This window comes from uncultured Sulfitobacter sp. (assembly GCF_947499945.1).
Lineage (GTDB): Bacteria > Pseudomonadota > Alphaproteobacteria > Rhodobacterales > Rhodobacteraceae > Sulfitobacter.
Genome location: NZ_CANMQD010000003.1, coordinates 286,840 through 309,806 on the forward strand (window position 1 = coordinate 286,840; position 22,967 = coordinate 309,806).

26 protein-coding genes are annotated in these 22,967 nt (G+C 56.6%); 10 read left to right on the top strand and 16 right to left on the bottom strand.

Annotation, left to right across the window (positions count from 1 at the left end):
• The first annotated feature begins 51 nt into the window (after positions 1-51).
• Positions 52-1,017: a DUF808 domain-containing protein gene (locus Q0775_RS14945; protein ID WP_298862559.1), complete on the top strand. Its 966-nt coding sequence runs from the start codon at positions 52-54 to the stop codon at positions 1,015-1,017.
• Positions 1,018-1,048: 31 nt separating this feature from the next.
• Here the strand turns inward: Q0775_RS14945 and Q0775_RS14950 are convergent, their stop codons facing one another.
• Positions 1,049-1,228, bottom strand: coding sequence for a hypothetical protein (locus Q0775_RS14950; RefSeq protein WP_298862562.1), 180 nt, complete (start codon positions 1,226-1,228; stop codon positions 1,049-1,051).
• Positions 1,229-1,478: 250 nt separating this feature from the next.
• On the bottom strand, positions 1,479-3,494 hold the full coding sequence (gene tkt, locus Q0775_RS14955) for a transketolase (RefSeq protein WP_298862565.1): 2,016 nt from the start codon (positions 3,492-3,494) through the stop codon (positions 1,479-1,481).
• A gap of 239 nt (positions 3,495-3,733) precedes the next feature.
• Here tkt and Q0775_RS14960 point away from each other — a divergent pair, with 239 nt between their 5' ends.
• Positions 3,734-4,228 carry a hypothetical protein gene (locus tag Q0775_RS14960; RefSeq protein WP_298862567.1) on the top strand — a complete coding sequence of 165 codons (495 nt, stop codon included), beginning with the start codon at positions 3,734-3,736 and terminating at the stop codon, positions 4,226-4,228.
• Positions 4,228-4,620 carry a cell division protein ZapA gene (locus tag Q0775_RS14965; protein ID WP_298862570.1) on the top strand — a complete coding sequence of 131 codons (393 nt, stop codon included), beginning with the start codon at positions 4,228-4,230 and terminating at the stop codon, positions 4,618-4,620. Before Q0775_RS14960 ends, Q0775_RS14965 begins: the two co-directional genes overlap by 1 nt.
• Positions 4,621-4,745: 125 nt before the next feature.
• Here Q0775_RS14965 and Q0775_RS14970 read toward each other — a convergent pair whose 3' ends face one another.
• Both Q0775_RS14970 and Q0775_RS14975 read right to left on the bottom strand, forming a co-directional pair.
• Positions 4,746-5,600: a YdiY family protein gene (locus Q0775_RS14970; protein WP_298862573.1), complete on the bottom strand. Its 855-nt coding sequence runs from the start codon at positions 5,598-5,600 to the stop codon at positions 4,746-4,748.
• Between the two features lie 131 nt (positions 5,601-5,731).
• Complete coding sequence (locus Q0775_RS14975; RefSeq protein WP_298862576.1) at positions 5,732-6,661, bottom strand: LysR family transcriptional regulator; 930 nt, start codon at positions 6,659-6,661, stop codon at positions 5,732-5,734.
• Between the two features lie 149 nt (positions 6,662-6,810).
• Here Q0775_RS14975 and Q0775_RS14980 point away from each other — a divergent pair, with 149 nt between their 5' ends.
• A complete protein-coding gene (locus Q0775_RS14980; RefSeq protein ID WP_298862579.1) occupies positions 6,811-7,005 on the top strand; it encodes a hypothetical protein in 195 nt (64 codons plus the stop codon).
• A gap of 53 nt (positions 7,006-7,058) precedes the next feature.
• Here Q0775_RS14980 and Q0775_RS14985 read toward each other — a convergent pair whose 3' ends face one another.
• From Q0775_RS14985 to Q0775_RS15000, 4 genes are all read right to left on the bottom strand, one after another.
• Entirely contained in the window at positions 7,059-7,733 is a 675-nt protein-coding gene (locus tag Q0775_RS14985; protein ID WP_298862583.1) for an HAD family phosphatase, read from the bottom strand.
• A gap of 85 nt (positions 7,734-7,818) precedes the next feature.
• Positions 7,819-8,181, bottom strand: coding sequence for a Grx4 family monothiol glutaredoxin (gene grxD, locus Q0775_RS14990; protein WP_298862586.1), 363 nt, complete (start codon positions 8,179-8,181; stop codon positions 7,819-7,821).
• A 4-nt stretch (positions 8,182-8,185) separates the two neighbouring features.
• A complete protein-coding gene (locus tag Q0775_RS14995; RefSeq protein ID WP_298862589.1) occupies positions 8,186-8,518 on the bottom strand; it encodes a hypothetical protein in 333 nt (110 codons plus the stop codon).
• Positions 8,519-8,520: 2 nt separating this feature from the next.
• Positions 8,521-8,757, bottom strand: coding sequence for a BolA/IbaG family iron-sulfur metabolism protein (locus Q0775_RS15000; protein ID WP_298862592.1), 237 nt, complete (start codon positions 8,755-8,757; stop codon positions 8,521-8,523).
• A 139-nt stretch (positions 8,758-8,896) separates the two neighbouring features.
• Between Q0775_RS15000 and Q0775_RS15005 the strand changes: the two genes are divergently transcribed.
• From Q0775_RS15005 to Q0775_RS15025, 5 genes are all read left to right on the top strand, one after another.
• Positions 8,897-9,865, top strand: a complete 969-nt coding sequence (locus tag Q0775_RS15005) for an XdhC/CoxI family protein (RefSeq protein WP_298862595.1) — start codon at positions 8,897-8,899, stop codon at positions 9,863-9,865.
• A complete protein-coding gene (locus Q0775_RS15010) occupies positions 9,862-10,866 on the top strand; it encodes a molybdopterin-binding protein (protein WP_298862598.1) in 1,005 nt (334 codons plus the stop codon). The genes Q0775_RS15005 and Q0775_RS15010 overlap by 4 nt, the downstream gene beginning before the upstream one ends.
• 102 nt (positions 10,867-10,968) lie before the next feature.
• Complete coding sequence (locus Q0775_RS15015) at positions 10,969-11,454, top strand: (2Fe-2S)-binding protein (protein ID WP_298862601.1); 486 nt, start codon at positions 10,969-10,971, stop codon at positions 11,452-11,454.
• 107 nt (positions 11,455-11,561) lie between these two features.
• Positions 11,562-13,925: a xanthine dehydrogenase family protein molybdopterin-binding subunit gene (locus Q0775_RS15020; RefSeq protein WP_298862604.1), complete on the top strand. Its 2,364-nt coding sequence runs from the start codon at positions 11,562-11,564 to the stop codon at positions 13,923-13,925.
• A gap of 95 nt (positions 13,926-14,020) precedes the next feature.
• Positions 14,021-14,809, top strand: coding sequence for a xanthine dehydrogenase family protein subunit M (locus Q0775_RS15025; protein ID WP_298862607.1), 789 nt, complete (start codon positions 14,021-14,023; stop codon positions 14,807-14,809).
• Between the two features lie 121 nt (positions 14,810-14,930).
• Here the strand turns inward: Q0775_RS15025 and infC are convergent, their stop codons facing one another.
• A complete protein-coding gene (gene infC / locus Q0775_RS15030; protein WP_366863708.1) occupies positions 14,931-15,479 on the bottom strand; it encodes a translation initiation factor IF-3 in 549 nt (182 codons plus the stop codon).
• A 201-nt stretch (positions 15,480-15,680) separates the two neighbouring features.
• Here infC and Q0775_RS15035 point away from each other — a divergent pair, with 201 nt between their 5' ends.
• Entirely contained in the window at positions 15,681-16,778 is a 1,098-nt protein-coding gene (locus Q0775_RS15035; RefSeq protein ID WP_298862609.1) for a hypothetical protein, read from the top strand.
• Positions 16,779-16,828: 50 nt separating this feature from the next.
• On the opposite strand, the gene Q0775_RS15040 is transcribed toward Q0775_RS15035, so the two are convergent.
• The 7 genes from Q0775_RS15040 to cysG all read right to left on the bottom strand — a co-directional run bounded on the left by Q0775_RS15040 (position 16,829) and on the right by cysG (position 22,963).
• Positions 16,829-17,509, bottom strand: coding sequence for a M50 family metallopeptidase (locus tag Q0775_RS15040; RefSeq protein WP_298862612.1), 681 nt, complete (start codon positions 17,507-17,509; stop codon positions 16,829-16,831).
• A gap of 71 nt (positions 17,510-17,580) precedes the next feature.
• Positions 17,581-18,429, bottom strand: coding sequence for a ferredoxin--NADP reductase (locus Q0775_RS15045; protein ID WP_298862615.1), 849 nt, complete (start codon positions 18,427-18,429; stop codon positions 17,581-17,583).
• Positions 18,430-18,499: 70 nt separating this feature from the next.
• On the bottom strand, positions 18,500-18,901 hold the full coding sequence (locus tag Q0775_RS15050) for a DUF934 domain-containing protein (protein WP_298862618.1): 402 nt from the start codon (positions 18,899-18,901) through the stop codon (positions 18,500-18,502).
• Positions 18,898-19,620, bottom strand: coding sequence for a phosphoadenylyl-sulfate reductase (locus tag Q0775_RS15055; protein WP_298862621.1), 723 nt, complete (start codon positions 19,618-19,620; stop codon positions 18,898-18,900). Before Q0775_RS15055 ends, Q0775_RS15050 begins: the two co-directional genes overlap by 4 nt.
• Positions 19,610-21,274 carry a nitrite/sulfite reductase gene (locus Q0775_RS15060; RefSeq protein WP_298862623.1) on the bottom strand — a complete coding sequence of 555 codons (1,665 nt, stop codon included), beginning with the start codon at positions 21,272-21,274 and terminating at the stop codon, positions 19,610-19,612. The genes Q0775_RS15055 and Q0775_RS15060 overlap by 11 nt, the downstream gene beginning before the upstream one ends.
• The gene (locus Q0775_RS15065; RefSeq protein WP_298862626.1) at positions 21,274-21,570 is read right to left on the bottom strand and encodes a DUF2849 domain-containing protein; all 297 of its coding nucleotides are present in this window, start codon (positions 21,568-21,570) and stop codon (positions 21,274-21,276) included. Before Q0775_RS15065 ends, Q0775_RS15060 begins: the two co-directional genes overlap by 1 nt.
• Positions 21,563-22,963, bottom strand: coding sequence for a siroheme synthase CysG (cysG, locus tag Q0775_RS15070; RefSeq protein ID WP_298862628.1), 1,401 nt, complete (start codon positions 22,961-22,963; stop codon positions 21,563-21,565). Before cysG ends, Q0775_RS15065 begins: the two co-directional genes overlap by 8 nt.
• Between the last annotated feature and the right edge of the window lie 4 nt (positions 22,964-22,967).

Genomic DNA, 22,967 nt, shown 5'->3' on the forward strand with positions numbered 1-22,967 from the left:
ATTTTCGCGTCGCTGCTTTAGCTGTGTTTCAACCAAAAGCGGAGCGGATAGATGAGCGGATTGATTGCACTGTTGGACGATGTGGCAGCCATTGCAAAAGTGGCGGCATCCTCAGTTGACGATGTCATCGGGCAGGCGACCAAAGCTTCTGCAAAAGCGGCGGGTGCGGTGATTGATGATGCGGCTGTAACCCCCAAATACGTGCATGGCTTCGAGGCCAGCCGCGAGTTGCCGATCATCTGGCGTATCACAAAAGGATCTTTGAAGAACAAACTCGTCTTCTTGCTGCCCGCAGGCTTGGCTCTGTCTGCCTTCGCACCTTGGGCGATTGCACCGCTCCTGATGCTGGGGGGCGCATATTTGTGCTTTGAGGGGGCCGAGAAGGTTGCCCATGTGTTGGGATGGAGCCATGGCCACGAGGACCACCCTCATAAAGAGACAACCATTGATGATCCTGCTGCGCTGGAAGAGGAAAAGGCAAAAGGAGCGATCAAGACCGACTTTATCCTCTCTGCCGAAATTATGACCATTTCACTTGCTGCAATTCCCGAAAGCGGATTTTGGATGGAGGCCGCGACATTAGCTGCAGTGGCCGTCATTATCACCGTGGCGGTCTACGGCTCTGTGGCTCTTATCGTGAAAATGGATGATCTGGGACTTGCCATGGCGAATGGTGGGCGGCTTGCACCGACACGCGCCATTGGTCGCAGCTTGGTCAAAGGGATGCCGGGTTTTCTGAGGTTGCTAACTGTTGTGGGTACGGCTGCGATGCTCTGGGTGGGTGGCTCAATCATCGTTCACGGTCTGGAAGAGTTGGGCGTCGCAGGTCCGGCCCAAATGATCCACGATGTCGCCTATGCGATTGGCCATGCATTGCCAGAGAGAATCGCCGGCTTCAGTGAATGGCTCTCTAAGGCCGCGATTGATGGTGTGTTGGGGTTGGCTCTTGGCCTGCTGCTCATCCCACTAGGAGAGCGTATCGTCACCCCGATCTGGCGCAAGGTCTTTTCAAGTTAAAGTGGATCGGGCTGAGAGCCGCTGTATGGACTCAGCTGTCCGTATTGCGGTCAAAGCGGCGTGCAGTGATTGATGCAACAATAAGCGTCGCCATGCCGAGATGGCCGTAAATCACGTAGTTCAACATGACCTGACCGAACGTATCGCCAGCAAACAAAGACAGGATCGCGGCAACGCCGCCGGTCATAATTGCTGTCAAAAGATAGGCCATTCTCACACTCCGCACTCAAATAAACTGTTCAACTTTGGGTCGTCTCACTTTGGATCTTAAACGTTAACGAAGTATTAGTTTCGTTCAAGACCCCCTCTGTTTAGGCGGCGCATGTGGCCGAAGATCGCCCGAAATGTGGCGAAAGTGGCGCAAACTGGCTCATCCGGGCATTAATCCATTCCTGAATTGGAAACAAAAAAGGGGAAGCTTCTTTCGAAGCCTCCCCTTTGGGTATCTTATTTATATAGGCCTACAGCAGCGCTTTTGCCTTTGCGGCAATATTTTCGGCTGTGATGCCAAACTTCACAAACAGCTCTTCCGCGGGGGCGGATGCCCCAAATCGGTCCATGCCGACAAAATCTGCTTTGCCATATTTGCCGCGCTCGCCGAACAGCCAGCGGTCCCAGCCTTGGCGCACGCCAGCCTCGACACCGACACGCACAGCGCCGCCCGGCAAGACGCGTTTGCGGTAAGCATCTTCCTGCTCGGCAAACAGCTCCATACACGGCATGGACACAACGCGTGTGCCGATGCCTTCGGCCTGCAACAGGTCGCGTGCTTCAAGCGCGATCGCCACTTCGGAGCCTGTGGCGATCAGGATGACCTGACGTTTGCCTTCCGCATCAACCAATGTGTACGCACCCAGTGCGGCCATATTCTTGTTCTTATGCTCAAGACGTACTGTGGGCAGGCCTTGGCGCGTCAGGGATAAAACGGAGGGGCGGTTTTTCTCGGTAAACGCAACTTCCCACGCTTCTGCTGTCTCCACCGTATCCGCAGGGCGGAAGACAAGGGTGTTGGGCGTAGAGCGTGAGATCGCCAGATGCTCGACAGGCTGGTGTGTCGGGCCGTCTTCGCCCAGACCGATGCTGTCGTGTGTCATGACATAAACCACAGGCACCTGCATTAGCGCTGACAGGCGCATCGCGGGGCGTGCATAATCGGTAAAACACATGAACGTGCCGGAGTAGGGGCGCACGCCACCGTGCAGCGCCATACCGTTCATGGCAGAGGCCATCCCGTGCTCACGGATACCCCAATAGACATAGCGTCCACCGCGGCTATCCAGATCGAACACACCCAGGTCGGAAGTCTTTGTGTTGTTTGAACCTGTAAGGTCAGCAGAGCCGCCTACAGTCTCGGGCAGGATCGGGTTGACGACTTCGAGGACTTTCTCGGAGGAGGCGCGTGTCGCCAGCTTTGGCGCAGTCTCGGTGATCTGCTTTTTGAACGCTTTGATGGTGGCGCTTAGTTTCTTGGGCGCATCCCCTGCCAGCGCACGATTGAATGTCTCGCGCTTGTTGCCGGGCATTTTGTCGAAACGCTCTTCCCATGCGCGGCGGGTGTCTGCACCGCGTGATCCAATAGCTTCCCATGCGGACTTGATGTCTTTCGGTATGTCGAACGGCGCTGATTTCCAACCCCATGCTTCTTTCGCCGCGACCATCTGCGCAGGATCGGTCAATGCACCGTGACCTTTGGATGTGTCCTGTGCCGCGTGACCCAGTGCGATATGCGTTTTGCAAGCAATCATGCTGGGCGTGTCGGTCTTTTTGGCCGCTGTCAGGGCCGCATCAATCTCGTCAGGGTTATGACCGTCGATTTCCTGCACATCCCAACCCGCGGCGCGGAAACGTGCCGCTTGGTCAGTTGTATCGGAGAGGGACACAGGACCGTCGATGGTGATGTTGTTATTGTCCCACATGACAATCAGCTTCGAAAGCTTGTGACGCCCTGCGAGCGTAATCGCCTCTTGGCTCACACCTTCCATGAGGCAGCCATCGCCCGCGATGACATATGTGTGGTGATCCACAACTTTCGCGCCATAGGTGGCACGCTGGATTTCCTCGGCCATGGCAAAACCGACGGAGTTGGCGATGCCTTGTCCCAAAGGGCCAGTGGTCGTTTCAATCGCGTCCGCGAGGAAGTTCTCGGGGTGGCCTGCGGTGCGTGCACCCATCTGGCGGAAATTCTTGATCTCTTCGATGGGGAATTGTGCGTCGCCCACAAGGTGCAGCAAAGAATAGATCAGCATGGAGCCGTGGCCCGCTGACAGGATGAACCGGTCGCGGTCAGGCCAAAGCGGATTGGCCGCATCAAACTTGAGGTGGTTCTGAAACAGGACAGTTGCGACGTCTGCCATCCCGATGGGCATGCCGGAGTGGCCTGAGTTGGCCTCGGCTACGGCATCAAGGGTAAGCGCACGAATAGCGGCGGCCTTGGACCAGTGATCGGGGTGGGCGGCTTGGAGGGCTTTGAGATCCACGCGGGAGGGCTCCTTTGCAAGGTGAAAAGCTTTGAGGTTCCATATCAGGGCAGGGCAAAAGATCAAGCACGGCTGACGCCTCCTGAATTGACGCAAGAAGTGAGCATAGAGCGCCAAGTCGCTGATCTGAAAGGGGGGCAGTATTTTACCTGTGCTTTGGGTAGGATTGACGAATAAAAGCGTAAAGCGATTCGCCGATGCAACCAGTCGGCGCACGTTTGAGTGAGTGAGAGGTACTTATGAGCGATATTGAAGAACTACAGCGACGAATTACCGCCGCAATGGATCAGGTCGCGTTCGGGTTGGAAAAGCTGGGACCGGCGGCGGCCGCAGGCCCCGATGAGGACACGCTGCGCCAACTCGAAGAAGAAAAAACAGCCAATGCACAGTTGCAAGAGCGTGTGCGCGCCCTGCGCACCAAGACGGATGGCGAGATTTCCAGCCTGCGTGCCCAAGTCGACGAGGGACAAGGGCGTATGGCCGCGCTTGACGTAGAACTTCAGCGCGTGCGCCGCGCCAATGCCCAACTGTCAGAAGCCTGTGCTGCATTGCGGGCCGCCAATAGCGAAGGGGTGGGCGAGCCGCACCTTATCAATAAGGCGATGCTGGCCGAGCTCGAGGCCCTGCGCGCGTCGCGTGCCGCAGATGTTGCCGAGGCTTCGGTTATCCTTGCCAGCCTGCAACCGCTTGTGGATGCAGCCGCAACAGATACCCCCACGCAGGAGGACGCGTAATGCCAGAGGTCAAGATTTCCATTGGCGGTCGCCATTTTGATGTGGCCTGTCAGGAGGGGGAAGAAAGCTATCTGCACTCCGCCGCCAAGATGCTTGATGACGAGGCTCAGGTGCTTGCCGATGCGGTAGGTCGTATGCCAGAGGCGCGGATGCTGCTCATGGCGGGGTTGATGCTGGCTGACAAAACCGCCAGCGTCGAGGACAAGATCGTAGAAGTCCGTGCAGAGCTGGCCGAGCGTGAAGCAGAGCTGGAAGGCTTGCGTAACGTTGTGGTCGAGCCTGAGCGCGTCGAAGTCCCCGTTGTGCCGCAATCGGTCACCGACACACTGCAAGAGATTGCCGCACGCGCGGAATCACTTGCTGCGGAAGTGGACGAGAAGGTCGGCGGCTAACTGGCACTGCTAAAACACGCGATTGCAACGAAATAGGGAGGATGGCTTTCACCATCCTCCCTGAGTCATCCTAAGGCTGCGCTACGAGGCGTTAAACAGCCAAAAGACTTTTCTCCAAGCTCTGCTTAGAAGCCCAGAACCAGCGACACACCAAGAGTGTTATCTGTGGATTTCTGGCCCAGAACTGGATCAGTGTTATACTCGGTCCGGTAGCTGACGCGCGTGGACAGGTTGTTGGACAGCTTGTAGTTGATGCCCGCATCGTTAGAGACCAGCGTATTCACATCAGAACCCAGAACATCTGTATCCATGGTGAAGGACATCACGTCATTGATCGCATAGAAGTAACGCGAAGAAGCGATCATGCCTACTTCTGTTTCCGAGCTACCAGTTGCGTCTTTGAAGTACCGAACGCCGGGGCCTGCTTGAACGCGCCATGTTTGGTTTGGCTTGTTCAAGACACGGTAACCAGGACCAAAGCCCAAGAATGCGTTTGTCTCATCACCATCAAGGGCATTGTTTTCGTCATCAGTCAGGTAACCATCATACTGGTAGCGACCAACTGCAAAGGCATAAAGCTCAGGCGTGAAGTAGCGGTTGGCCTCATACGTCATGAAGAATTTCTCTTCTGACTTGATGCCATTGGCTTCGCCGTATTCAACTGCGAAACCGACGAGGTGGCTCCAGTTGCCGATGCCATATGTCAGACGCCCCGCGCCAGAAACTTCACCGTTGTCAGTGTTGCCCGAAGTGCCGGATGCAGACAGGGCAAACGAGCCTTTCCAGCCTTGTGCCACACCATTGGGGCCAAAACGATCAGTGTCATTGCCGCGTGCAAGATCTGTGTTCACGTCATCGGTGATATCGTCGATCTGGTCGTTGAGTGCCTCAACGCCTGTAATAGCTGTTTGTGCCATGGCAGGGGCAGCAACGATAAGTGCGAGGGCGGATACGGTCGCAAATTTAACGAAAGTATTCATAGTCGTTCCCTTTCGAGGAGTTGATCCGTCATCCAGCGCAGTGCTGAAGATCGGAAGCATCTCTGCTGTCCCCACATTATGATAAAGGCGAATATGACGGAAATTCGTATTAGTCGTGTCTGAGGTGATAATTACTCATTTGTAATTATGGGGAACAACCCAGGTTCGTAGTGTTCAACCAGTTCAAGGTCAGCAACAATATATTCTTGTTCAACTTCAGCAGCTTGCACCACTTTTGCGAGGGCGGCTTTGGCAACGGCAGAGATGTCTTCTTCGATGTCTTCACGCCAAACCACCCACGAGGGATAGGGAAACCGTGGTGCATCTGCCACAAGGTGGAGCTTTTTTTGGTCCATGTACCGCTTGGCGGTGCGCGCAGGCATATATGCGGCCGCTTTTCGATTCACGATATAGTCGGCGGCCAAGGCTCCCAATGCCATAGAGCGTCCTGAATCCGTCAGATGCGGCAGGTTCAACGCGAGCGCATGGGTGAATTCCGGCCCCCAATCAACAGAGACATAATCCCTTCCCAGATCAATAGGTGCGTCAGGATAGGAGGCGACGAGGATGAGTTCGTCGTCCAGTGCAGGTTCTGCGAGCAGGCCAGGGCGCAGTTGCGGCGTATACATCAATGCCGCCTGTACAACGCCCTCTACCAAGAACCGCGTCATCCGGTCTGTCATGCCCAGTTCTGCGTGAACGCTTAGCTCTGGCATGCGGGTCTGCATCTCGTCGATCCAGCGAAACCCCAGCCGCGGCCAGAGGGAGTATTGTGCACCAATGGTTATGGCACGGGTATAGCCGTCGGGAATGGCGATCTGCTGACGCGCCTCTTGCCAAAGGCGCAGCAGGCTCAGGGCATACCGTTCGAATTGAACACCCGCTGGCGTAAGTATAGCTCCCGCTTTGGAACGGGTGAACAATGCATGGCCCAGACTGTCTTCAAGACGCTGGATGCGCAGGCTCACGGCAGACTGGGTAACGAACAGCCGATCACAAGCCGCCACAAACGATCCCGTGTTTGCGACTTCGATGAATGTTTTAATGAGAGTGATGTCCATTCTTGATTTCCCATGAGTGATACGCGTTACAAACATAATTCTTATTCGTTTTTCTATTGTAAAGATAGTCGCTATCTCTGTCTCATCGGAAAAGGACAGAAGGTCTGCTCCGAAAGAGAAACACCAGCGCTTTGCTGAAAGGAATTGAAATGTTGAACACACGTAAAATGATGATCGTAGCCCTTATGGGCGCACTGGTATCTGTCTCTGCGTGCTCCACAGGGCAAGTGCTGGACAACACTGTGGACGCCACAGGCTTTGTCGCAAAGACAGCCGTAAAAGGCACCATTGGCGCAGGTAAACTGGCCGTCAAAGGCGTGAAAGCTGCCACTGCAGACGAGTAAGCCCGCTACCTCCTGAATGACGCAAGCGCGCCCCGATCCGGTGGCGCGCTTTTTTATGGTAAAGCTTGTGGCCTGATCAAACCTGCTTTGACTGCGCCCTCAATCAGATTGGGCGCGATAAGATGTCCCTGCGCGATGAGGGTTTTCGAAGGGGGGACAAGATCAGGTATCTGCACTGTGAGCGCACTAGAAGCCAAAGCCGCTCGCGTGCCCGTCTCACTGTCCTCGAATGCGATACACTGTGAGGCGGTAAGCCCGATGAGTGCCGCCGCCTTGTGATAGGTTTCGGGGTCAGGTTTGCCGCGCTTAACAAGATCACCACCAATGACATCACGAATGTGGGGCAGCAGGCCTGCCTTTGCCAAATGCGCACGCGCCGTTGCCGTTTTGGTAGAGGTCGCAACAGCCATTTTGTAGCCGGACGCAGCAAGCATTTGTAGCAGAGGCAGGGCGCCGTGCTTCAACGGGATATCCTCGGCGAAGCGGACCGCGATGCGTTTGTCCCACTGCGCGTTGAATTGATCCAGCCCAATCTCGCGGGGCAGGCTTTCGCGGATCACCTCATCGCTTTGATCTTGCCTCAGGCCGATAGAGCGCAGGTAAACCTCTGGTGTCTCTGGAAGGGCAAAATGCGCTCTGGTGAGGGTAAAGCACTCAAAGAAAAGCCGCTCGGTATCCAGCAACAGCCCGTCCATATCAAACAGCACGCCCTGTGCGGGTCTGGTCATGAGCGTATCCTTGCAGCGGTTAGCACTGAAAAACACGCCCCCCATGAGGAAGGCGCGTTATGTCGTTTCATAGCAGGAGGGAGAATTACGCGTTGGCTTCGCGAATCTTGTCTGCTGCTTCTTTGTCAAAGGTCACGCCGTTGTCAGCGAAGAACGTATCAAGCTCACCTGAGAGGGTCATCTCGGTGATGATGTCACAGCCGCCCACGAATTCGCCTTTGACATAAAGCTGCGGGATTGTGGGCCAGTCGGAGTAATCCTTGATGCCCTGACGGATGTCCTCGTCTGCGAGTACGTTCACATCGGCAAACTCTACGCCCATGTAATTCAGCACGCCTGCCACTTTGGAGGAGAAGCCACACTGCGGCATCTCTTTTGTGCCCTTCATGAACAGGACAACATCGTTATTGGTCACGGTCTCTTTGATTTTGGTGTTTGCGTCGCTCATAGGTCTAATCCTTGTTTTTCATAAATGCGGCATGGAAGCGCCGTGCATAGGTTTCATCATCAGGCATGGCGTCAACGCTTGTGTCGATCCTGCCAGAGGAGCCGTTCCCGCGTGTCCATATGTGATTGACGCGCTCAAGGCTCTCGTTGCTGCGTTGGGTGCGGCGAATCTCGGCCATGTCTATGGCTTCCATTCCCAGTTCGGGCGCCTGTGACGGGCGGCTTTGCGGCTGGCGGCTGGACAGGGGGCGGTATGTGCCGCTGGCAGCACGGTATTGCCGCACCCCGAGTATCACGACGCCCAGCAGAACAGCCCCCAGTATCAGCGGCCAGTCCATGTCTATTCCGGCACTTTGGTTGTCAGCGCAAGCGCATGAAGCTCGCCTGAGGGACCGTCCATCTTGCCCTTGAGGGCTGCATAGACGGCACGCTGTTGCTGCACACGGTTTTTCCCGCGAAAGCTTTCGTCCATCACCATAGCAGACATATGCACACCGTCATTGCCTTCAACCACGATCTGCGCGTCGGGAAAGGTCACCCGCAGCAAGTCTTCAATTTCAGTGGCTGTCATGGGCATGGGCAGTCTCCAATTGGGATGTCTTTGATTAGATGTAGTAGGGGCCGCGTCCACGTGCAAGGGAGAGCGATCACGTCTTGCGCATGGGGCGCGATTGTCAGACGGTAAGGGCAAATCACTCCACAGGAGGACAGACCCCATGAACCCCATATCAGGCGCCCCGGAACAAGCAATTGCATGGATCAAAGGCGGCAAACGCGCGGCATTAGCCACAGTGGTCGAGACATGGGGATCGGCACCCCGCCGCGTGGGCGCACAGATGGTTGTCTCCTCTGAAGGGGAGATGGAAGGCTCTGTCTCTGGCGGCTGTGTTGAGGGGGCTGTGGTGCTGGAAGCGCTTGAAGCGCTGGAGGAGGGCGAGACCAAGCTTTTGGAATACGGGATCAGTGATGGCGATGCCTTTGCTGTGGGGCTGGCCTGCGGCGGGACCATCCGAGTGCTGGTGGAGCCTATGGATGAGGGCGGTATGCCGCTTGATGTGTTAGAGGCGCTGGTGGAGGCCCGTGCTGCGCGCACGCCTGTCGCCTATGAGGTGGCGCTGGATGGGAGTAGCCGTGCATTGGTCAGTGAGGGTCATCAGGACCGCTTTCGCAGGGACCGCTCTGGCATAGACGAAGACACCAAGACATTTATCGCTATTCACAACCCACCTTTGCGCCTTATCGTTGTTGGGGCCGTTCACATCGCTCAAGCGCTTGTGCCAATGGCTCAGATTGCAGGGTTTGATCCCTTTGTTGTGGACCCGCGCGAAGCCTTCGGCTCGCAAGCGCGTTTCCCCGATGCCCTTGTGATCAACGACTGGCCCGATGCCGCGTTGAAGGAGGTGGGGGTAGACACCCGCACTGCCTTGGTCTTACTCACCCACGATCCCAAGCTTGACGATCCTGCGCTGCATGTTGGCCTGCGCTCTGGTGCGTTCTATATCGGGGCGCTGGGCTCCAAACGCACCCATGCGGCGCGGGTGGAGCGTTTGACCGAAGCGGGGTTTGATCCCCATACCATCGCACGGATCAACGGCCCTGTCGGTTTGGACATCGGTGCTGCTGGCCCCGCAGAGATTGCCGTCTCCATCCTCGCCCAAATGATCGAGGCCTTGCGCCAACCATGAAGTTTGGCCCGGTCCCCATCCACGCCGCGCTAGGCGCGATCTTGGCCCATTCCGTCGCTCTGCCCGAAGGACGTCTGCGCAAAGGGCTGGTGCTCGAAAAGGATGATCTGTCCGCTTTGGAGGCTGCTGATATACCTGAAGTCACTGTTGCCACGCTTGAAAAAGGCGACATAGACGAGAACGCCGCAGCCGACAGTCTGGCAGATGCGCTTATGGTGAATGGTATGGGCCTTCACCGGAGCGCGGCTTTTACCGGACGGGTCAACCTGATTGCGGATACCGCAGGCGTTGTTGTGTTGGATATTGACGCGCTGCACGCGATCAACAGTGTCGACCCGATGATCACAGTCGCCACTGTGCCGCCGCACCATCAGGTGCGCACAGGGGATATGGTCGCCACGATAAAGATTATTTCATATGCGGTCCCAGAGGAAGCGCTGGCCAGAGCGTTGGCCGCGGCGCAAGATGCCATTACTGTGGCTGCACCCAAGTTAACCGCCGCAACACTCATCATCACCGAGATTGCAGGGGGCGCGGGGGAAAAGGGGCGCAACGCGATAGAAGAGAGGCTTACCGCGCTGGGCGTGACGCTGGCCGATGTGCACACGGTGCCTCATGAGCGAGTTGCGCTGAGCGGTGCTATTTCAGCGACAACCACCCCTCTGGTGCTGATCCTCACCGGATCTGCTACTTCAGACATTCATGACGTAGCCCCTTCGGCGCTGGTGCAGATCGGTGGCCGTATCACGCGGTTTGGTATGCCTGTCGATCCCGGTAATCTGTTGTTTTTGGGGACGTTGGGCAAGCAGTGTGTGATTGGTTTGCCAGGCTGTGCCCGCTCTCCCGCGCTTAACGGCGCGGATTGGGTGCTGGCGCGGATGGTCTGCGGCGTAGACGTGAGTGCCGCTGACATTGCTGCCATGGGAGTAGGGGGGCTGCTCAAGGAAATCCCAACCCGCCCCCAGCCGCGCCGCCCGAAAACCGAAGCTAAACCAGCGTGAAATGACGACTTCGCGCGTCAAGCGATTTTTTTGGTTCTCAACGGCTCGGCGCCATGCTTAACTCAACTCAAACCATAAATACAGAAGTCTGGGAGGACGTGAATGACACAGCTAAAAATGACTGTGAACGGCAAAGCCGCATCGGGTGAGGTCGAAGGCCGCACGCTTTTGGTGCAGTTTTTGCGTGAAAACCTTGGCATGACAGGCACCCATGTTGGCTGCGACACAAGCCAGTGTGGCGCGTGTGTGGTGCATGTGAATGGCGAAGCGGTGAAATCCTGCACCATGCTGGCGGTTGAAGCCAATGGTGCGGAAGTGGCGACGATTGAAGGTCAGGCAGCGCCAGACGGCACGCTTAATACAATTCAGCAGGCGTTTCAGGACCACCACGGTCTTCAATGCGGCTTCTGTACTCCGGGTATGGTGATGTCCGCAGCAGCTCTGCTCAAGGACAATCCAAAGCCCACAGTTGACGATGTGCGTCATTACCTCGACGGCAACATCTGCCGCTGCACGGGCTACCACAACATTGTCAAAGCGATCATGGCCGCATCCGGTCAGGACGTTTCCGCCATCGCGGCAGAATAATTAGATAACGGTCTGCGGCCCGCGGGGAGGCGGGTGGCATATCTTGCGGTATTGTCCGCGAAACGATTGGGCGCGCAGAGCCGCGCCACCCCTAGGGAGGAATTGAAATGCCAAAGGATCATGGTATCGGCGCCAGCAGCAAGCGGCGCGAGGACGTCCGGTTTTTGACCGGAGAAGGTAACTACACCGACGACATCAACGTAAACGGGCAGGCCTATGTCTATTTTCTGCGCTCTGACATTGCCCACGGCACGCTGAACTCTGTCGACACTTCAGCCGCTGACGGTATGGAAGGTGTCGTAAAGATCTTTACCGGAGCGGACTTTGAAGCCGTTGGCTCGGTCCCTTGCGGCTGGCAGGTGACGGACAAGCACGGCGAAGTCATGCAAGAGCCACGCCACCCCGTGCTGGCCCACGGAAAAGTGCGCCACGTAGGGGAGCCGATCGCCGCCGTTGTGGCCGAAACGCTGGAACAGGCGCGTGATGCGGCTGAGGCGATTGTCCTCGACATCACCCATCTTCCGGCGGTTGTGGACATGAAAGAAGCCGTCAAAGAAGGTGCGCCAAAAGTACATGATGATCTAACCTCAAACCTCTGTTATGACTGGGGTTTTGTGGAGGAGAACAAGGCGGCCGTCGATGCGGCATTTGAGGAGGCGCATCACGTCACCACGCTTGAGCTGGTTAACAACCGCCTCGTCGCCAACCCGATGGAGCCGCGTGTGGCAGTGGGTGATTTTGCCCGTGGCACGGGCGATCACACACTCTACACCACCTCGCAGAACCCCCACGTCATTCGCTTGCTCATGGGGGCGTTCGTACTGGGCATTCCAGAACATAAATTGCGTGTTGTGGCCCCTGATGTGGGCGGCGGCTTTGGCACAAAGATCTTCCACTATCAGGAAGAAGCCTTTGTGACATATGCGGCCAAAGTCTGTAACCGTGCGGTCAAATGGACATCGTCACGTTCCGAAGCCTTCATGTCGGACGCCCATGGCCGAGACCATGTAACCAAAATCCAGCTCGCACTGGATAAAGACAACAACTTTACTGCTTTGCGCACCGATACCTACGCCAACATGGGCGCTTACCTATCGACCTTTGCACCATCAGTCCCAACATGGCTGCATGGCACGCTGATGGCGGGGAACTACAAAACTCCACTGATTTATGTGAACGTGAAGGCTGTTTTTACCAACACGGTCCCAGTTGATGCCTATCGCGGCGCGGGTCGTCCCGAAGCGACATACCAGCTTGAGCGGTTGGTCGATAAAGCGGCTCATGAGCTGAAAGTAGACCCCATCAAACTGCGCCGCCAGAACTTCATCATGGAATTCCCATATGCGACACCAGTGGCTGTGGAGTATGACACGGGTGATTATGTTGCCACGATGGACAAGCTCGAAGAGATGGCGGACATCGCAGGCTTTAAGAAGCGCCGTGAAGATTCTGAAGCCAAAGGCAAATTGCGCGGATTTGGTGTGAACTGCTATATCGAGGCTTGCGGCATTGCGCCATCAAACCTTGTGGGTCAGCTTGGTGCGCGTGCAGGTCTGTTTGAGAGCTGTACTGTGCGTGTGAACGCCACGGGTGGTCTGGTTGTCATGACAGGCAGCCATAGCCACGGGCAGGGGCATGAGACGTCCTTTGCTCAGGTCGTTGCAGACATGATTGGTATCCCTGAGGATATGGTCGAGATCGTGCACGGCGATACGGCCAATACACCAATGGGCATGGGCACCTACGGTTCCCGCTCTCTCGCGGTGGGTGGCTCTGCTATGGTCAAAGCCACTGAGAAGATCATCGCGAAAGCCACCAAAATCGCCAGCCATTTGCTGGAAGCATCGGAGGGGGATGTGGAGCTTAAGGATGGTGCGTTCACTGTTGCAGGCACGGATAAATCCGTTGCTTGGGGTGATGTGACACTCGCCGCTTATGTGCCGCATAACTATCCGCTGGAAGAGATCGAGCCAGGTCTGGAAGAGACAGCGTTTTATGATCCATCCAACTTTACCTACCCCTCGGGCGCCTATGCCTGCGAAGTTGAACTTGACCCTGAAACGGGTCAGGTCACGGTAGAGCGCTTCTCGGCTGCGGATGATTTTGGCAATATCGTGAATCCGATGATCGTGACGGGTCAGGTCCATGGCGGTCTGGCACAGGGTATCGGGCAAGCGCTGCTCGAAAATTGTGCCTACGACAGCGATGGCCAACTTCTGAGCGCGTCCTACATGGACTATGCGATGCCACGTGCGTCCGATCTGCCATTCTATGACGTCGATCATTCTTGCCAGACACCGTGCACGCACAACCCCTTGGGCGTGAAAGGCTGCGGCGAGGCGGGCGCGATTGGCTCTCCGCCAGCAGTGGTCAATGCTGTGCTTGATGCCATGCGTTCGGGTGGGAAGGATGTAGGCCATATCGACATGCCTGTATCGCCACACCGCGTCTGGGAAGCGATGAACAGCTGAGGTTGACTTACAACCGATGCCCGAGGGGCATCGGTTGTACATTGAGATTTGAAAAGGATGCAAAGGCTTCGGCCTGTATCCGAAAGGAAGATAAAATGTATAATTTTGATGTTGAGATGCCGACGTCGATTGCGGATGCAGTCAAAGCGTTGGGCCGTGAAGAAGCGCAGCCGATGAGTGGGGGGCAGACGCTTATTCCGACGCTGAAAGCGCGACTTGCTGCGCCTTCGGTTCTGGTGTCGTTGCACAGCATTCCTGAGATGAAAGGCGTCTGCAAAAATGACGCGGGTGACATTTGTATTGGCGGTGCGACCACCCATGCAACCGTTGCAGCAGAAGCGGTTGATTATCCTGCCTTGGCGTCTCTGGCGGCGCGGATCGGTGACCCAGCGGTGCGTAATCGTGGTACGATTGGCGGATCTGTGGCCAACAATGACCCGTCAGCATGCTATCCTGCTGGGGTGCTCGGCTCCGGTGCGACAATTGTGACCAATAATCGTGAGATTGCGGCAGATGACTATTTTTTAGGAATGTTCGAGACAGCGCTTGAAGAAGGCGAGATCGTTACCGAAGTGAAGTTCCCGATCCCCGAGGTCGCGCACTATGAGAAGCATTTGCAGCCTGCGTCGCGCTTTCCGCTTGTGGCGGTGTTTGTTGCAAAATTTGCGGACGGTGTTCGGGTCGCGATCACAGGGGCATCAGAGAATGGTGTGTTTCGCTGGACTGAGGCAGAAAATGCGCTGAGCGGCAATTTTTCTGCATCTGCACTCGACGGATTGTCTCTGTCAGGGGACAAAATGATCAGTGATTTGCACGGCTCGGGGAAATACCGTGCGCATCTGTGTGGTGTTATGGCAAAGCGGGCCGTCGCTGCAGCGAGTTGAGCCAAAACGTGAACGACTTTTGAAAGGGGCGCCAAATAGGTGCCCCTTTTTATTTCTCAAGCGTAGAAAAAAGGCCCGCTAGAAAGCGGGCCTTTGAAATCCATGTCAGAGGATGCTGCCGTTACTTGCTTGGCAATTGACCGATCAGCATGACCATCTGGCGGCCTTCCATCTTTGGAAAGTTCTCGATCTTGCCATGCTCTTTGACGTCTTCTGCGACGCGCTCAAGCAGCTCACGACCAAGGTTCTGGTGCGCCATCTCGCGTCCGCGGAAGCGCAGGGTGATCTTTACCTTGTCGCCATTGGCCAGAAACTTGAACACATTGCGCATCTTGATGTCATAGTCACCGCTGTCCGTATTTGGGCGGAACTTGACCTCTTTGATCTCAATGATCTTTTGCTTCTTACGGGCTTCGGCTTCACGCTTTTGCGTTTCGTACTTAAACTTGCCAAAGTCCATGATTTTGCAAACAGGCGGATTGGCATTTGGCGAGATTTCGACCAAGTCGAGCCCTGCCTCGTCAGCCATTTCCATGGCACGACCCGGAGTAACAACTCCGACGTTCTCGCCATCTGCGCCGATCAGGCGGATTTCGTTGGAGCGGATAAATTCATTGACGCGCGGGCCGGTGTCTCGTTGCGGCGGTGCGTTATGGGGTCTGCGAGCGATGATGGACGTCCTTTAATGGTGGTATTACCGAATTGGGAAGATAAACACCCGCGCCGCGCCCTTCAAGGCGAAAATCATGCAACCTTGCGCTTTGGTAGTGCGTTTTCCCCTTGAACATGCGGGAATGCATGCGCATTTGGGCGCCAATGGTGCGTGGAAAGGTATTTTGCTGTGCCACGCTACAAACTAGGGGAATAAATTATGAAAAATTTGGTATGGATTGTCGTCGCGGCCGTTATCGCGGTTGGCGGATACTTGCTGTATTCTGGACGGAGCGTGCAAGACCTTGCAACAGACGTGACCGACGCAGCCACATCTGCGGCAGATACCACAGCTGCAGTTGCAACAGATGCAGTTGATGCCGTTGCCGATACAGCAGCAGATGCAGCAGACGCGGTTGCTGATACCGCAGACGCAGTTGTCGATACAGCAGCAGAAGCTGTTGATGCAGTCGCTGAAACAGCAAACGATGCTGCAACCGCAGTGACAGATGCAGCCTCCGACGCCGCAGAAGCAACAAGCGAAGCAGCAGCAAATGCAGTTGATGCGACAACAGAAGCAGCATCTGACGCAGCAGCAGCTGTATCGGAAGCAACCTCTGGTGCTGTTGATGCGGCAACTGAAGTAGCCTCTGATGCGGCCACGGCTGTTGCAGAAACAGTTGACGCGGCAACCGACGCAGTTGCTGGTACTGCTGAAGAAGCGACTGAAACAGCTTCGGACGTAGCAGAGCAGGCGGCAGATGCGGCGGCAACAGCCGAAACCGAGGCTGCCATTGCAGAAGAAGTTGTCGCCGCAGAGGCCGCAGCGGATACAGCAGCGCAAGAAGCAGCCGAAGCATCAAGTGAGGCAGCTGAAGCTGCACAAGCAGAAGCAGAGAATGCAGCGACTGCAGCCGAAGAAGCAGCAGCGGAAGCCGTAGCACAAACCGAAGCAGAAGAAGCTGTGCGTCTGGCAGAAGAAGCAGCAGCCGCTGCAGACAGTGCCGCAACGGCCACAACTGAGGCAGCAGCAGAAGCCGCAGCAGCAGAAGCGGAGGCGGCAGCAAACGCAGCAGAGCAGGCCGCAAGCGAAGCAGCAGAAGCTGCAACAGATGCCGCGACTGGTTCCGGCGACACTCTGGCCGAACTGCTCACTGTGGAAGGTTTCAACTTCGAAAACGTTGCGACAGCGTTGGAAGAATCCGACCTTGGCATGGTGCAGAAAGGTCTGCTGACCAAAGGCCTTGAAGCCGCACAAAACAATCCTGAGTTGTTGTCTGCAACGCTGGAGCAGATCCGCGAAGCACTTGGTATGTAAGCCGAAACAAAGACACAGACAGAAGGCCGCCCTTTCGAGGGCGGCTTTTTTTATTGTGCCGTGCGGAACGCAATGTTGGTGGTAGCGCCCAACACTTTGCGAAAGCACCAAATGATGACAACCAAGCTCAGGCCCAGCCAGATCGCCCCCCAAATCATCGTTGTGCCGCCAAAGGCCTCGGCCAGCATATAGGCATCTGATCGTTGCGTTGAGCGTGCAATGGTATCGTCAAAAATGTCGTACGGTACATAGATTAGACTGCTTAGCCCAATGACACGGAGAGCCATATCATTGGCAGCGTGTCCCAAATAACGGGCCATAGCCAGCAGGGCCACACCAGTCAGTGCGCAAAACGCAGCAGCAAACAGATCCCGCACATAAAGCAATGTGACCAAGAGCATGACTGCCCCCAACAACGCCGTCACAGCGCGGTCAGCCTCGCTGCGCAAAGCGGCCAACAGCAGTCCAGTCCCAAGCACGAGCGACCCCAGATATCCCGCCGTGAGGATCGCAAACAGATTACCGCCACGGGTAATTGCAAAGCCGCCTTGTTGCAGCGAGAGCGATATCTGTTCGACCGAGCCGCCCGTAAGCCAAGCCGCAAGCGCGTGGCTCAACTCATGCAAAAACACCACGAGGATTTTTAAGGGCACCACAACGGGGGTCTGCCACAGGGCAAAGATGAGCGCGGTGAGGGCCAGCAACTGCCAATGTGATTTCAGGTATGTCATAGCCCCAGAACGCCTGCGGGCGCTACAAATGTCAATTCACAGCGCCCGCAAGATCACGTTTCTCTAAGTGATCAGCCGACAAATGCCTTTTCGATCACATAGTGTTTGGGATCGGAGTTGGCCCCTTCCTCAAGGCCAAACCCCTCAAGGATCACTTTGATGTCCGTGTTCAACCCCATAGAGCCGCAGACCATGGCGCGGTCCGTCTCGACGTTGATGCCGTCGATGCCCAGATCCGTGAAAAGTGTCCCATCCTCCAGCAAGGTGGTGATTCTACCCATCTTTGGCGATTCTTCCCGCGTGGTGGTGGGGTAGTAGCGGATTTTGGCGAGGTGATCGGCGCCGATCAATTCCTGCATCATCTCGTCGGCTTGCAGGTCCGCGATCAGCTTGCGCGAATATTCCAGCTCTGCCACATCGCGGCAGGTATGGGTGATGATGACTTCGTCGAATTTCTCGTACGTCTCCGGTTCGCGCAGCAGCGAGGCAAAGGGCGCAAAGCCTGTGCCGGTGGCAAAGAACCAGATACGCTTGCCCGGCAGCAAGGCGTCATGGACCAGCGTGCCCACAGGCTTGGGGCGCAGGATGATCTCGTCACCCACTTTGATATGCTGAAGGCGCGAGGTGAGCGGGCCATCCTGCACCTTAATCGAATAAAATTCCAATTCCTCGTCCCACGAGGGAGAGGCGATGGAATAGGCGCGCAACAAAGGCTTGGCCTTGCCCGTGTCGGGGTTAGGCTCGCCCATCAGGCCGATCATCACAAATTCACCCGAGCGGAAGCGCAAGCTCGCAGGTCGCGTCACCCGGAAGGAAAACAGACGGTCCGTCCAATGGGTCACGGCGGTAACAGTCTGCGCATCGGGCAGGGTGGGAACGGCTTTTGCAGTATCAAGGGTCACAGGGCTATGCTCGGTCATAATTTCTCCGCAGAGCGATGCTCCACGTTCCTTTTCTTAGATAATTCAGAGGGTCGGCGCAATGCGCAGCTTAGCCGCGCAGCCGTGCCTGATAGTTGTGGCCCTGCCAGTCGGCGCGGGCCTGCCATTGATCCACGGGCTGGCGTGCGGCAAGGGCATCGTCGATCTCGACCTCGTCAAACCCGCTGCGCCGCGCCATCGCGTATTGATCGGCCAGTACATGCCCCTTGGCGCGAAGGCGGCCCACGTAACCGCGCAGCCGCAAGGCCCGCGCAATCGTAAACCCGCGCCCGTCTGCCGAGGTAGGAAAATCAATGCGGATCATCTGGAGCGAAGGCGTCAGCGCAATCGCGTCAGGCTGCGCATCAGAGGCCAGATCAAGCGCCACACAATCATTGGCGGCCCCTGTTGTGCAATACCCATTGGTCCAGTCATCCGTGTTAAAGCCACTGTCGTTCACCAATACACTCATGTCGTCGCTCCAATCCGCACCATTTTACCATTTGCAAAATGGATGCCACATTCATCTTTTTCTTGATCACGCCAGCGCCCCGCACGGGGATCTTCGCCTTTCGCCACAGGTGAGGTGCAGGGCGCACATCCAATAGACGGGTAGCCCCGTGCCACCAGCGGATGGCGCGGCAGTGCATTCTCGGTCATGTAGTCCTGCACATCCGTACTAGACCAATGGGCTAGCGGGTTCACCTTGATCCGACCTGTGCGTTCCTCAATCTCAAATGCAGGAAGTTCGGATCGTTGACCCGATTGATAGCGTTTGCGTCCTGTGATCCAGCCGTCAAACCCGTCCAGTGCCTCGTTCAGCACTTGTGTTTTGCGTAGGTAGCAGCAGCCATCAGGGTCGCGCAGGTGCAGCGTATTGTCAGCATCTGCCGCCAGTGTATCCGCCCGTAGCACCCTTACCCTGTGCAGCCCGAGTGCTCTTGCGACCTCACGCTGATAGGTCAGCGTTTCAGGAAAAAGCAACATCGTGTCGATAAATAGAACCTGAACATTGGGCCTCACTGTTGCGGCCAGATGGAGGAGCGCCACGCTCTCGGCGCCAAAGCTGGAGACAAGCGCCAGATTGGGAACAGCCTGAAACGCGTGGCGCAAGACATCGGCCGCTGCGTGATGCTTCAGTGCGGTGTTAAGCGCATCCACTTTCAGGCCAAGCGGTTCATCAAGCGGCATTTGCCTTTGCCTCCGGATAGAGCGCTGCCTTGAAGGGGGCGAGACCCAAGCGGCGATAGGTCTCGAGGAATGTTTCTTCGCGCGCGGTGCGCAGATCAAGGTATGCCATGACCAGACGCTCGATTGCGGGGATGATTTCATCTGCCGAGAAACCCGGCCCCGCACGCTCCCCGATGGCGGCATTTTCGGTACCGTCACCGCCCAGCGTGATCTGGTAGCTTTCCACCCCCGCACGGTCGAGGCCAAGGATGCCGATATGGCCCACATGGTGATGCCCGCAGGCATTTATGCAGCCCGATATTTTGATCTTGAGCGGCCCCACATCATGCTCCAGCTTGAGGTCATCAAAACGGGTGGCGATCTCTTGCGCGATCGGGATTGAGCGGGCAGTAGCCAAGGCGCAATAATCCATACCAGGACAGGCGATGATGTCCGAGATCAGGCCGATGTTCGCAGTGCCAAGGCCCGCTTCCTTAAGCCGTGCATGAAGGGCAGGCAGATCAGCGCGGTGCACATGGGGCAGGATCACGTTCTGCTCGTGGGAAATGCGCAATTCGTTATGGCCATACTCTGCCGCGAGATCAGCCATTTCGCGCATCTGCGCGGAGGTTGCATCGCCCGGTGTCGCGCCATGCGCCTTGAGCGAGATGGACACGATGGCATAGCCCGCCGCCGCATGATCGGTCAGGTTGGTGTCAACCCATGCGCGAAAGACAGGATCGTTTGTATACGCGCTCTCATACGCCCCCAAGGACTTGCTCACAAACGCGGGTTTGGCAAAATCCGCCTCGATCCTCGCCAGCATCTGCTGGTCGATACCAGTGAACTGGGGCCGGATGAGTTTATAGCGCGCGTCGACACGGGCGCGAATATCCTCGATCCCGTTCTCATGCACGGTGATTTTGATCCGCGCTTTGTATTTATTATCACGGCGGCCCAGCAGGTTATAGACCGAGACAATGGCCTCCAATGTGGGCAGCAGGTCCGCCGAGGGTACAAAGTCGTAAAGCACTTTGCCAATCATCGGCGTGCGGCCAAGGCCCCCGCCCACGATGACTTCAAATCCGCGCAGGCCGTCACGCTCTACGATTTGCAGGCCGATATCGTGCGCTTTGAGTACGGCGCGGTCATGCCGTGCACCTGAAACGGCGACTTTAAACTTGCGCGGCAGGAACTGAAATTCAGGATGATCGGTAGACCATTGACGGATTAATTCCGCGACAGGGCGCGGATCTGCAATCTCGTCCGCCGCAGCGCCTGCGAAATGGTCGGCGGTCACGTTGCGAATGGTGTTTCCGCTCGTCTGGATCGCATGCATGTTCACTTCTGCCAGCGCATCGAGCATGTCTGGCACATCGCGCAATTCGGGCCAGTTATACTGGATATTCTGGCGCGTGGTAAAGTGGCCATAGCCTTTGTCCCATTTGTCCGCGATATCCGCCAGCTTGTGCATCTGGGCGCCGTTGAGCGTGCCATAGGGAATGGCGACACGCAGCATATAAGCGTGCAGTTGCAGATAGAGACCGTTCATCAGGCGCAGGGGCTTGAACTCGTCTTCGGTGAGGCTGCCGTCAATGCGCCGCTCCACTTGGGCGCGGAACTGTGCATTGCGTTCGGCCAGAAACTTGTCGTCGAAATCGGTATAGGCGTACATCAGATGCGCTCCTGTTTGCCGTGGGAATAGTTGGATGGACCGGTGGCGCGAAATGCCTCGCGGAAATGGATTGTTTGGGTGGTGCCTTTGGCCGTCTCAACGGGGATGAGGTAGACCCCGACGACTTCTGCGGTACGTGCTGAGGCTTCCAGCAGACGGATTTCGGCATCGGCCTCATCTGTGAGGACCTCGGCTTGCGCCAGATCGCGGACCCAAGTTAAGCCGTCGAGATAGACCACATCGCCGACCAGCAGGTCGTTTGCTGTAATCACGGATGGTTTGAAGTCTTTAGGCATTTGCAAATTCCTCTGAGGGGAGTGCGGGGAGAGCGGCGATAGCAGCGCGGGGTGCAAGGCCGAGGAAGGTGAGGGCAGGACCGTCGAGTTGCGCAGCATCCAGAGCGGCGGGAAGGGCGGCAAGTGTCGTCTCGATCACTCGCTGGTCGGGGCGGCTGGCGTTCTCGATCAGGGTGACTGGTGTGTGGCGATCGGCACCGTGCATCAGCAGGCGCCCTTGAATGAAACGCGCAGATTTTTTACCCATATAGATGGCAGCAACTTCGCCAGCGCGTGCCAACGTACGCCAGTCGTGATCGGCAAAGCCCTTTGTATCGTGACCTGTCAGGAACCGCACAGATGCGTTGCGCCCCCGTTTTGTCATGCTTTGCCCGATTGCGGCCACAGCGGCAGAGGCCGATGTAATACCGGGGACAATATGCCAGCCGATGTTATGATCATCTACCGCATCAATCTCTTCATCTAGACGGCCAAAGACAGTTGCATCGCCCGATTTCAGGCGTACCACCTGTGCGCCTGTTCGAGCATGCTCGACAATCAGCGCGTTGATATGCTCTTGGGGCGTGGAAGAGCCAAAACCTTCTTTTCCTACGTCAATCATCACTGCTTCCCGGCGGGCAAGCTCAAGGATTTCGGGTGTGATGAGGCGATCGTAGATTATGACATCAGCCTCGTCCAAGGCGCGACGTGCCTTTAACGTCAGTAATTCGGGATCACCCGGTCCGCCACCGACAAAGGCCACATGGCCTTCGCGGGCAGGTTTGGTCAGATGGGTTTGGAGCAGGGTTTCCAGTGCAGGAAGCACCTGTTTCTCGCCCTCCGCCACAGCCTTTGGACCAGCATCGAAATAAAAGGCCCGCCAGAAATCGCGACGCGCACGGCCAAAGGGCAGGGCGTAAGATGCAGTGCGAAAGGTCTTTCCGATGCGCGCAAGCGTGCCGAGCGATTGCGGCAAACGTTCCTCTAGATCAGCCTTTATCGCACGGGCCAGCACGGGGGCGGCCCCTTCAGTCCCGATAGCGATGGTCACGGGGGCACGGTCCACGATGGCGGGGGTGATGAAATGGCTATCATGGAGGTTATCCACGATGTTTACCAATGCGCCACAAGTCATTGCCAGATGTGCTGTTCTGGCATCCTCCTCAGCGTCCTCGGAGGCTGCATAAAACAGCTTTGCACAGAGCGCGTCACCGTAATCCATTGCACGGGTCACAAGGGTTAATTGCCCTGCGTGATGCCACTGCTCGATCTCGGGTGCAGGGTCAGCGGCAAAAACTGTGATCTTGGCGGCGGATTTCATCAGGATGCGCAACTTGGCCAATGCGGCGTCACCACCACCCGCTACAATGATGCGGGCGACCTTGGTGCTTAGGAAGATCGGGAAGTGGTCCATGAGG

Bases quoted from the DNA above. Each gene is read 5' to 3' on its own strand.
- Q0775_RS14945 (WP_298862559.1), top strand. From the start codon at position 52: ATGAGCGGATTGATTGCACTGTTGGACGATGTGGCAGCCATTGCAAAA.
- Q0775_RS14950 (WP_298862562.1), bottom strand. From the start codon at position 1,228: ATGGCCTATCTTTTGACAGCAATTATGACCGGCGGCGTTGCCGCGATC.
- Q0775_RS14960 (WP_298862567.1), top strand. From the start codon at position 3,734: ATGAGCGATATTGAAGAACTACAGCGACGAATTACCGCCGCAATGGAT.
- Q0775_RS14965 (WP_298862570.1), top strand. From the start codon at position 4,228: ATGCCAGAGGTCAAGATTTCCATTGGCGGTCGCCATTTTGATGTGGCC.
- Q0775_RS14970 (WP_298862573.1), bottom strand. From the start codon at position 5,600: ATGAATACTTTCGTTAAATTTGCGACCGTATCCGCCCTCGCACTTATC.
- Q0775_RS14975 (WP_298862576.1), bottom strand. From the start codon at position 6,661: ATGGACATCACTCTCATTAAAACATTCATCGAAGTCGCAAACACGGGA.
- Q0775_RS14980 (WP_298862579.1), top strand. From the start codon at position 6,811: ATGTTGAACACACGTAAAATGATGATCGTAGCCCTTATGGGCGCACTG.
- Q0775_RS14985 (WP_298862583.1), bottom strand. From the start codon at position 7,733: ATGACCAGACCCGCACAGGGCGTGCTGTTTGATATGGACGGGCTGTTG.
- grxD (WP_298862586.1), bottom strand. From the start codon at position 8,181: ATGAGCGACGCAAACACCAAAATCAAAGAGACCGTGACCAATAACGAT.
- Q0775_RS14995 (WP_298862589.1), bottom strand. From the start codon at position 8,518: ATGGACTGGCCGCTGATACTGGGGGCTGTTCTGCTGGGCGTCGTGATA.
- Q0775_RS15000 (WP_298862592.1), bottom strand. From the start codon at position 8,757: ATGCCCATGACAGCCACTGAAATTGAAGACTTGCTGCGGGTGACCTTT.
- Q0775_RS15005 (WP_298862595.1), top strand. From the start codon at position 8,897: ATGAACCCCATATCAGGCGCCCCGGAACAAGCAATTGCATGGATCAAA.
- Q0775_RS15010 (WP_298862598.1), top strand. From the start codon at position 9,862: ATGAAGTTTGGCCCGGTCCCCATCCACGCCGCGCTAGGCGCGATCTTG.
- Q0775_RS15015 (WP_298862601.1), top strand. From the start codon at position 10,969: ATGACACAGCTAAAAATGACTGTGAACGGCAAAGCCGCATCGGGTGAG.
- Q0775_RS15020 (WP_298862604.1), top strand. From the start codon at position 11,562: ATGCCAAAGGATCATGGTATCGGCGCCAGCAGCAAGCGGCGCGAGGAC.
- Q0775_RS15025 (WP_298862607.1), top strand. From the start codon at position 14,021: ATGTATAATTTTGATGTTGAGATGCCGACGTCGATTGCGGATGCAGTC.
- Q0775_RS15035 (WP_298862609.1), top strand. From the start codon at position 15,681: ATGAAAAATTTGGTATGGATTGTCGTCGCGGCCGTTATCGCGGTTGGC.
- Q0775_RS15040 (WP_298862612.1), bottom strand. From the start codon at position 17,509: ATGACATACCTGAAATCACATTGGCAGTTGCTGGCCCTCACCGCGCTC.
- Q0775_RS15045 (WP_298862615.1), bottom strand. From the start codon at position 18,429: ATGACCGAGCATAGCCCTGTGACCCTTGATACTGCAAAAGCCGTTCCC.
- Q0775_RS15050 (WP_298862618.1), bottom strand. From the start codon at position 18,901: ATGAGTGTATTGGTGAACGACAGTGGCTTTAACACGGATGACTGGACC.
- Q0775_RS15055 (WP_298862621.1), bottom strand. From the start codon at position 19,620: ATGCCGCTTGATGAACCGCTTGGCCTGAAAGTGGATGCGCTTAACACC.
- Q0775_RS15060 (WP_298862623.1), bottom strand. From the start codon at position 21,274: ATGTACGCCTATACCGATTTCGACGACAAGTTTCTGGCCGAACGCAAT.
- Q0775_RS15065 (WP_298862626.1), bottom strand. From the start codon at position 21,570: ATGCCTAAAGACTTCAAACCATCCGTGATTACAGCAAACGACCTGCTG.
- cysG (WP_298862628.1), bottom strand. From the start codon at position 22,963: ATGGACCACTTCCCGATCTTCCTAAGCACCAAGGTCGCCCGCATCATT.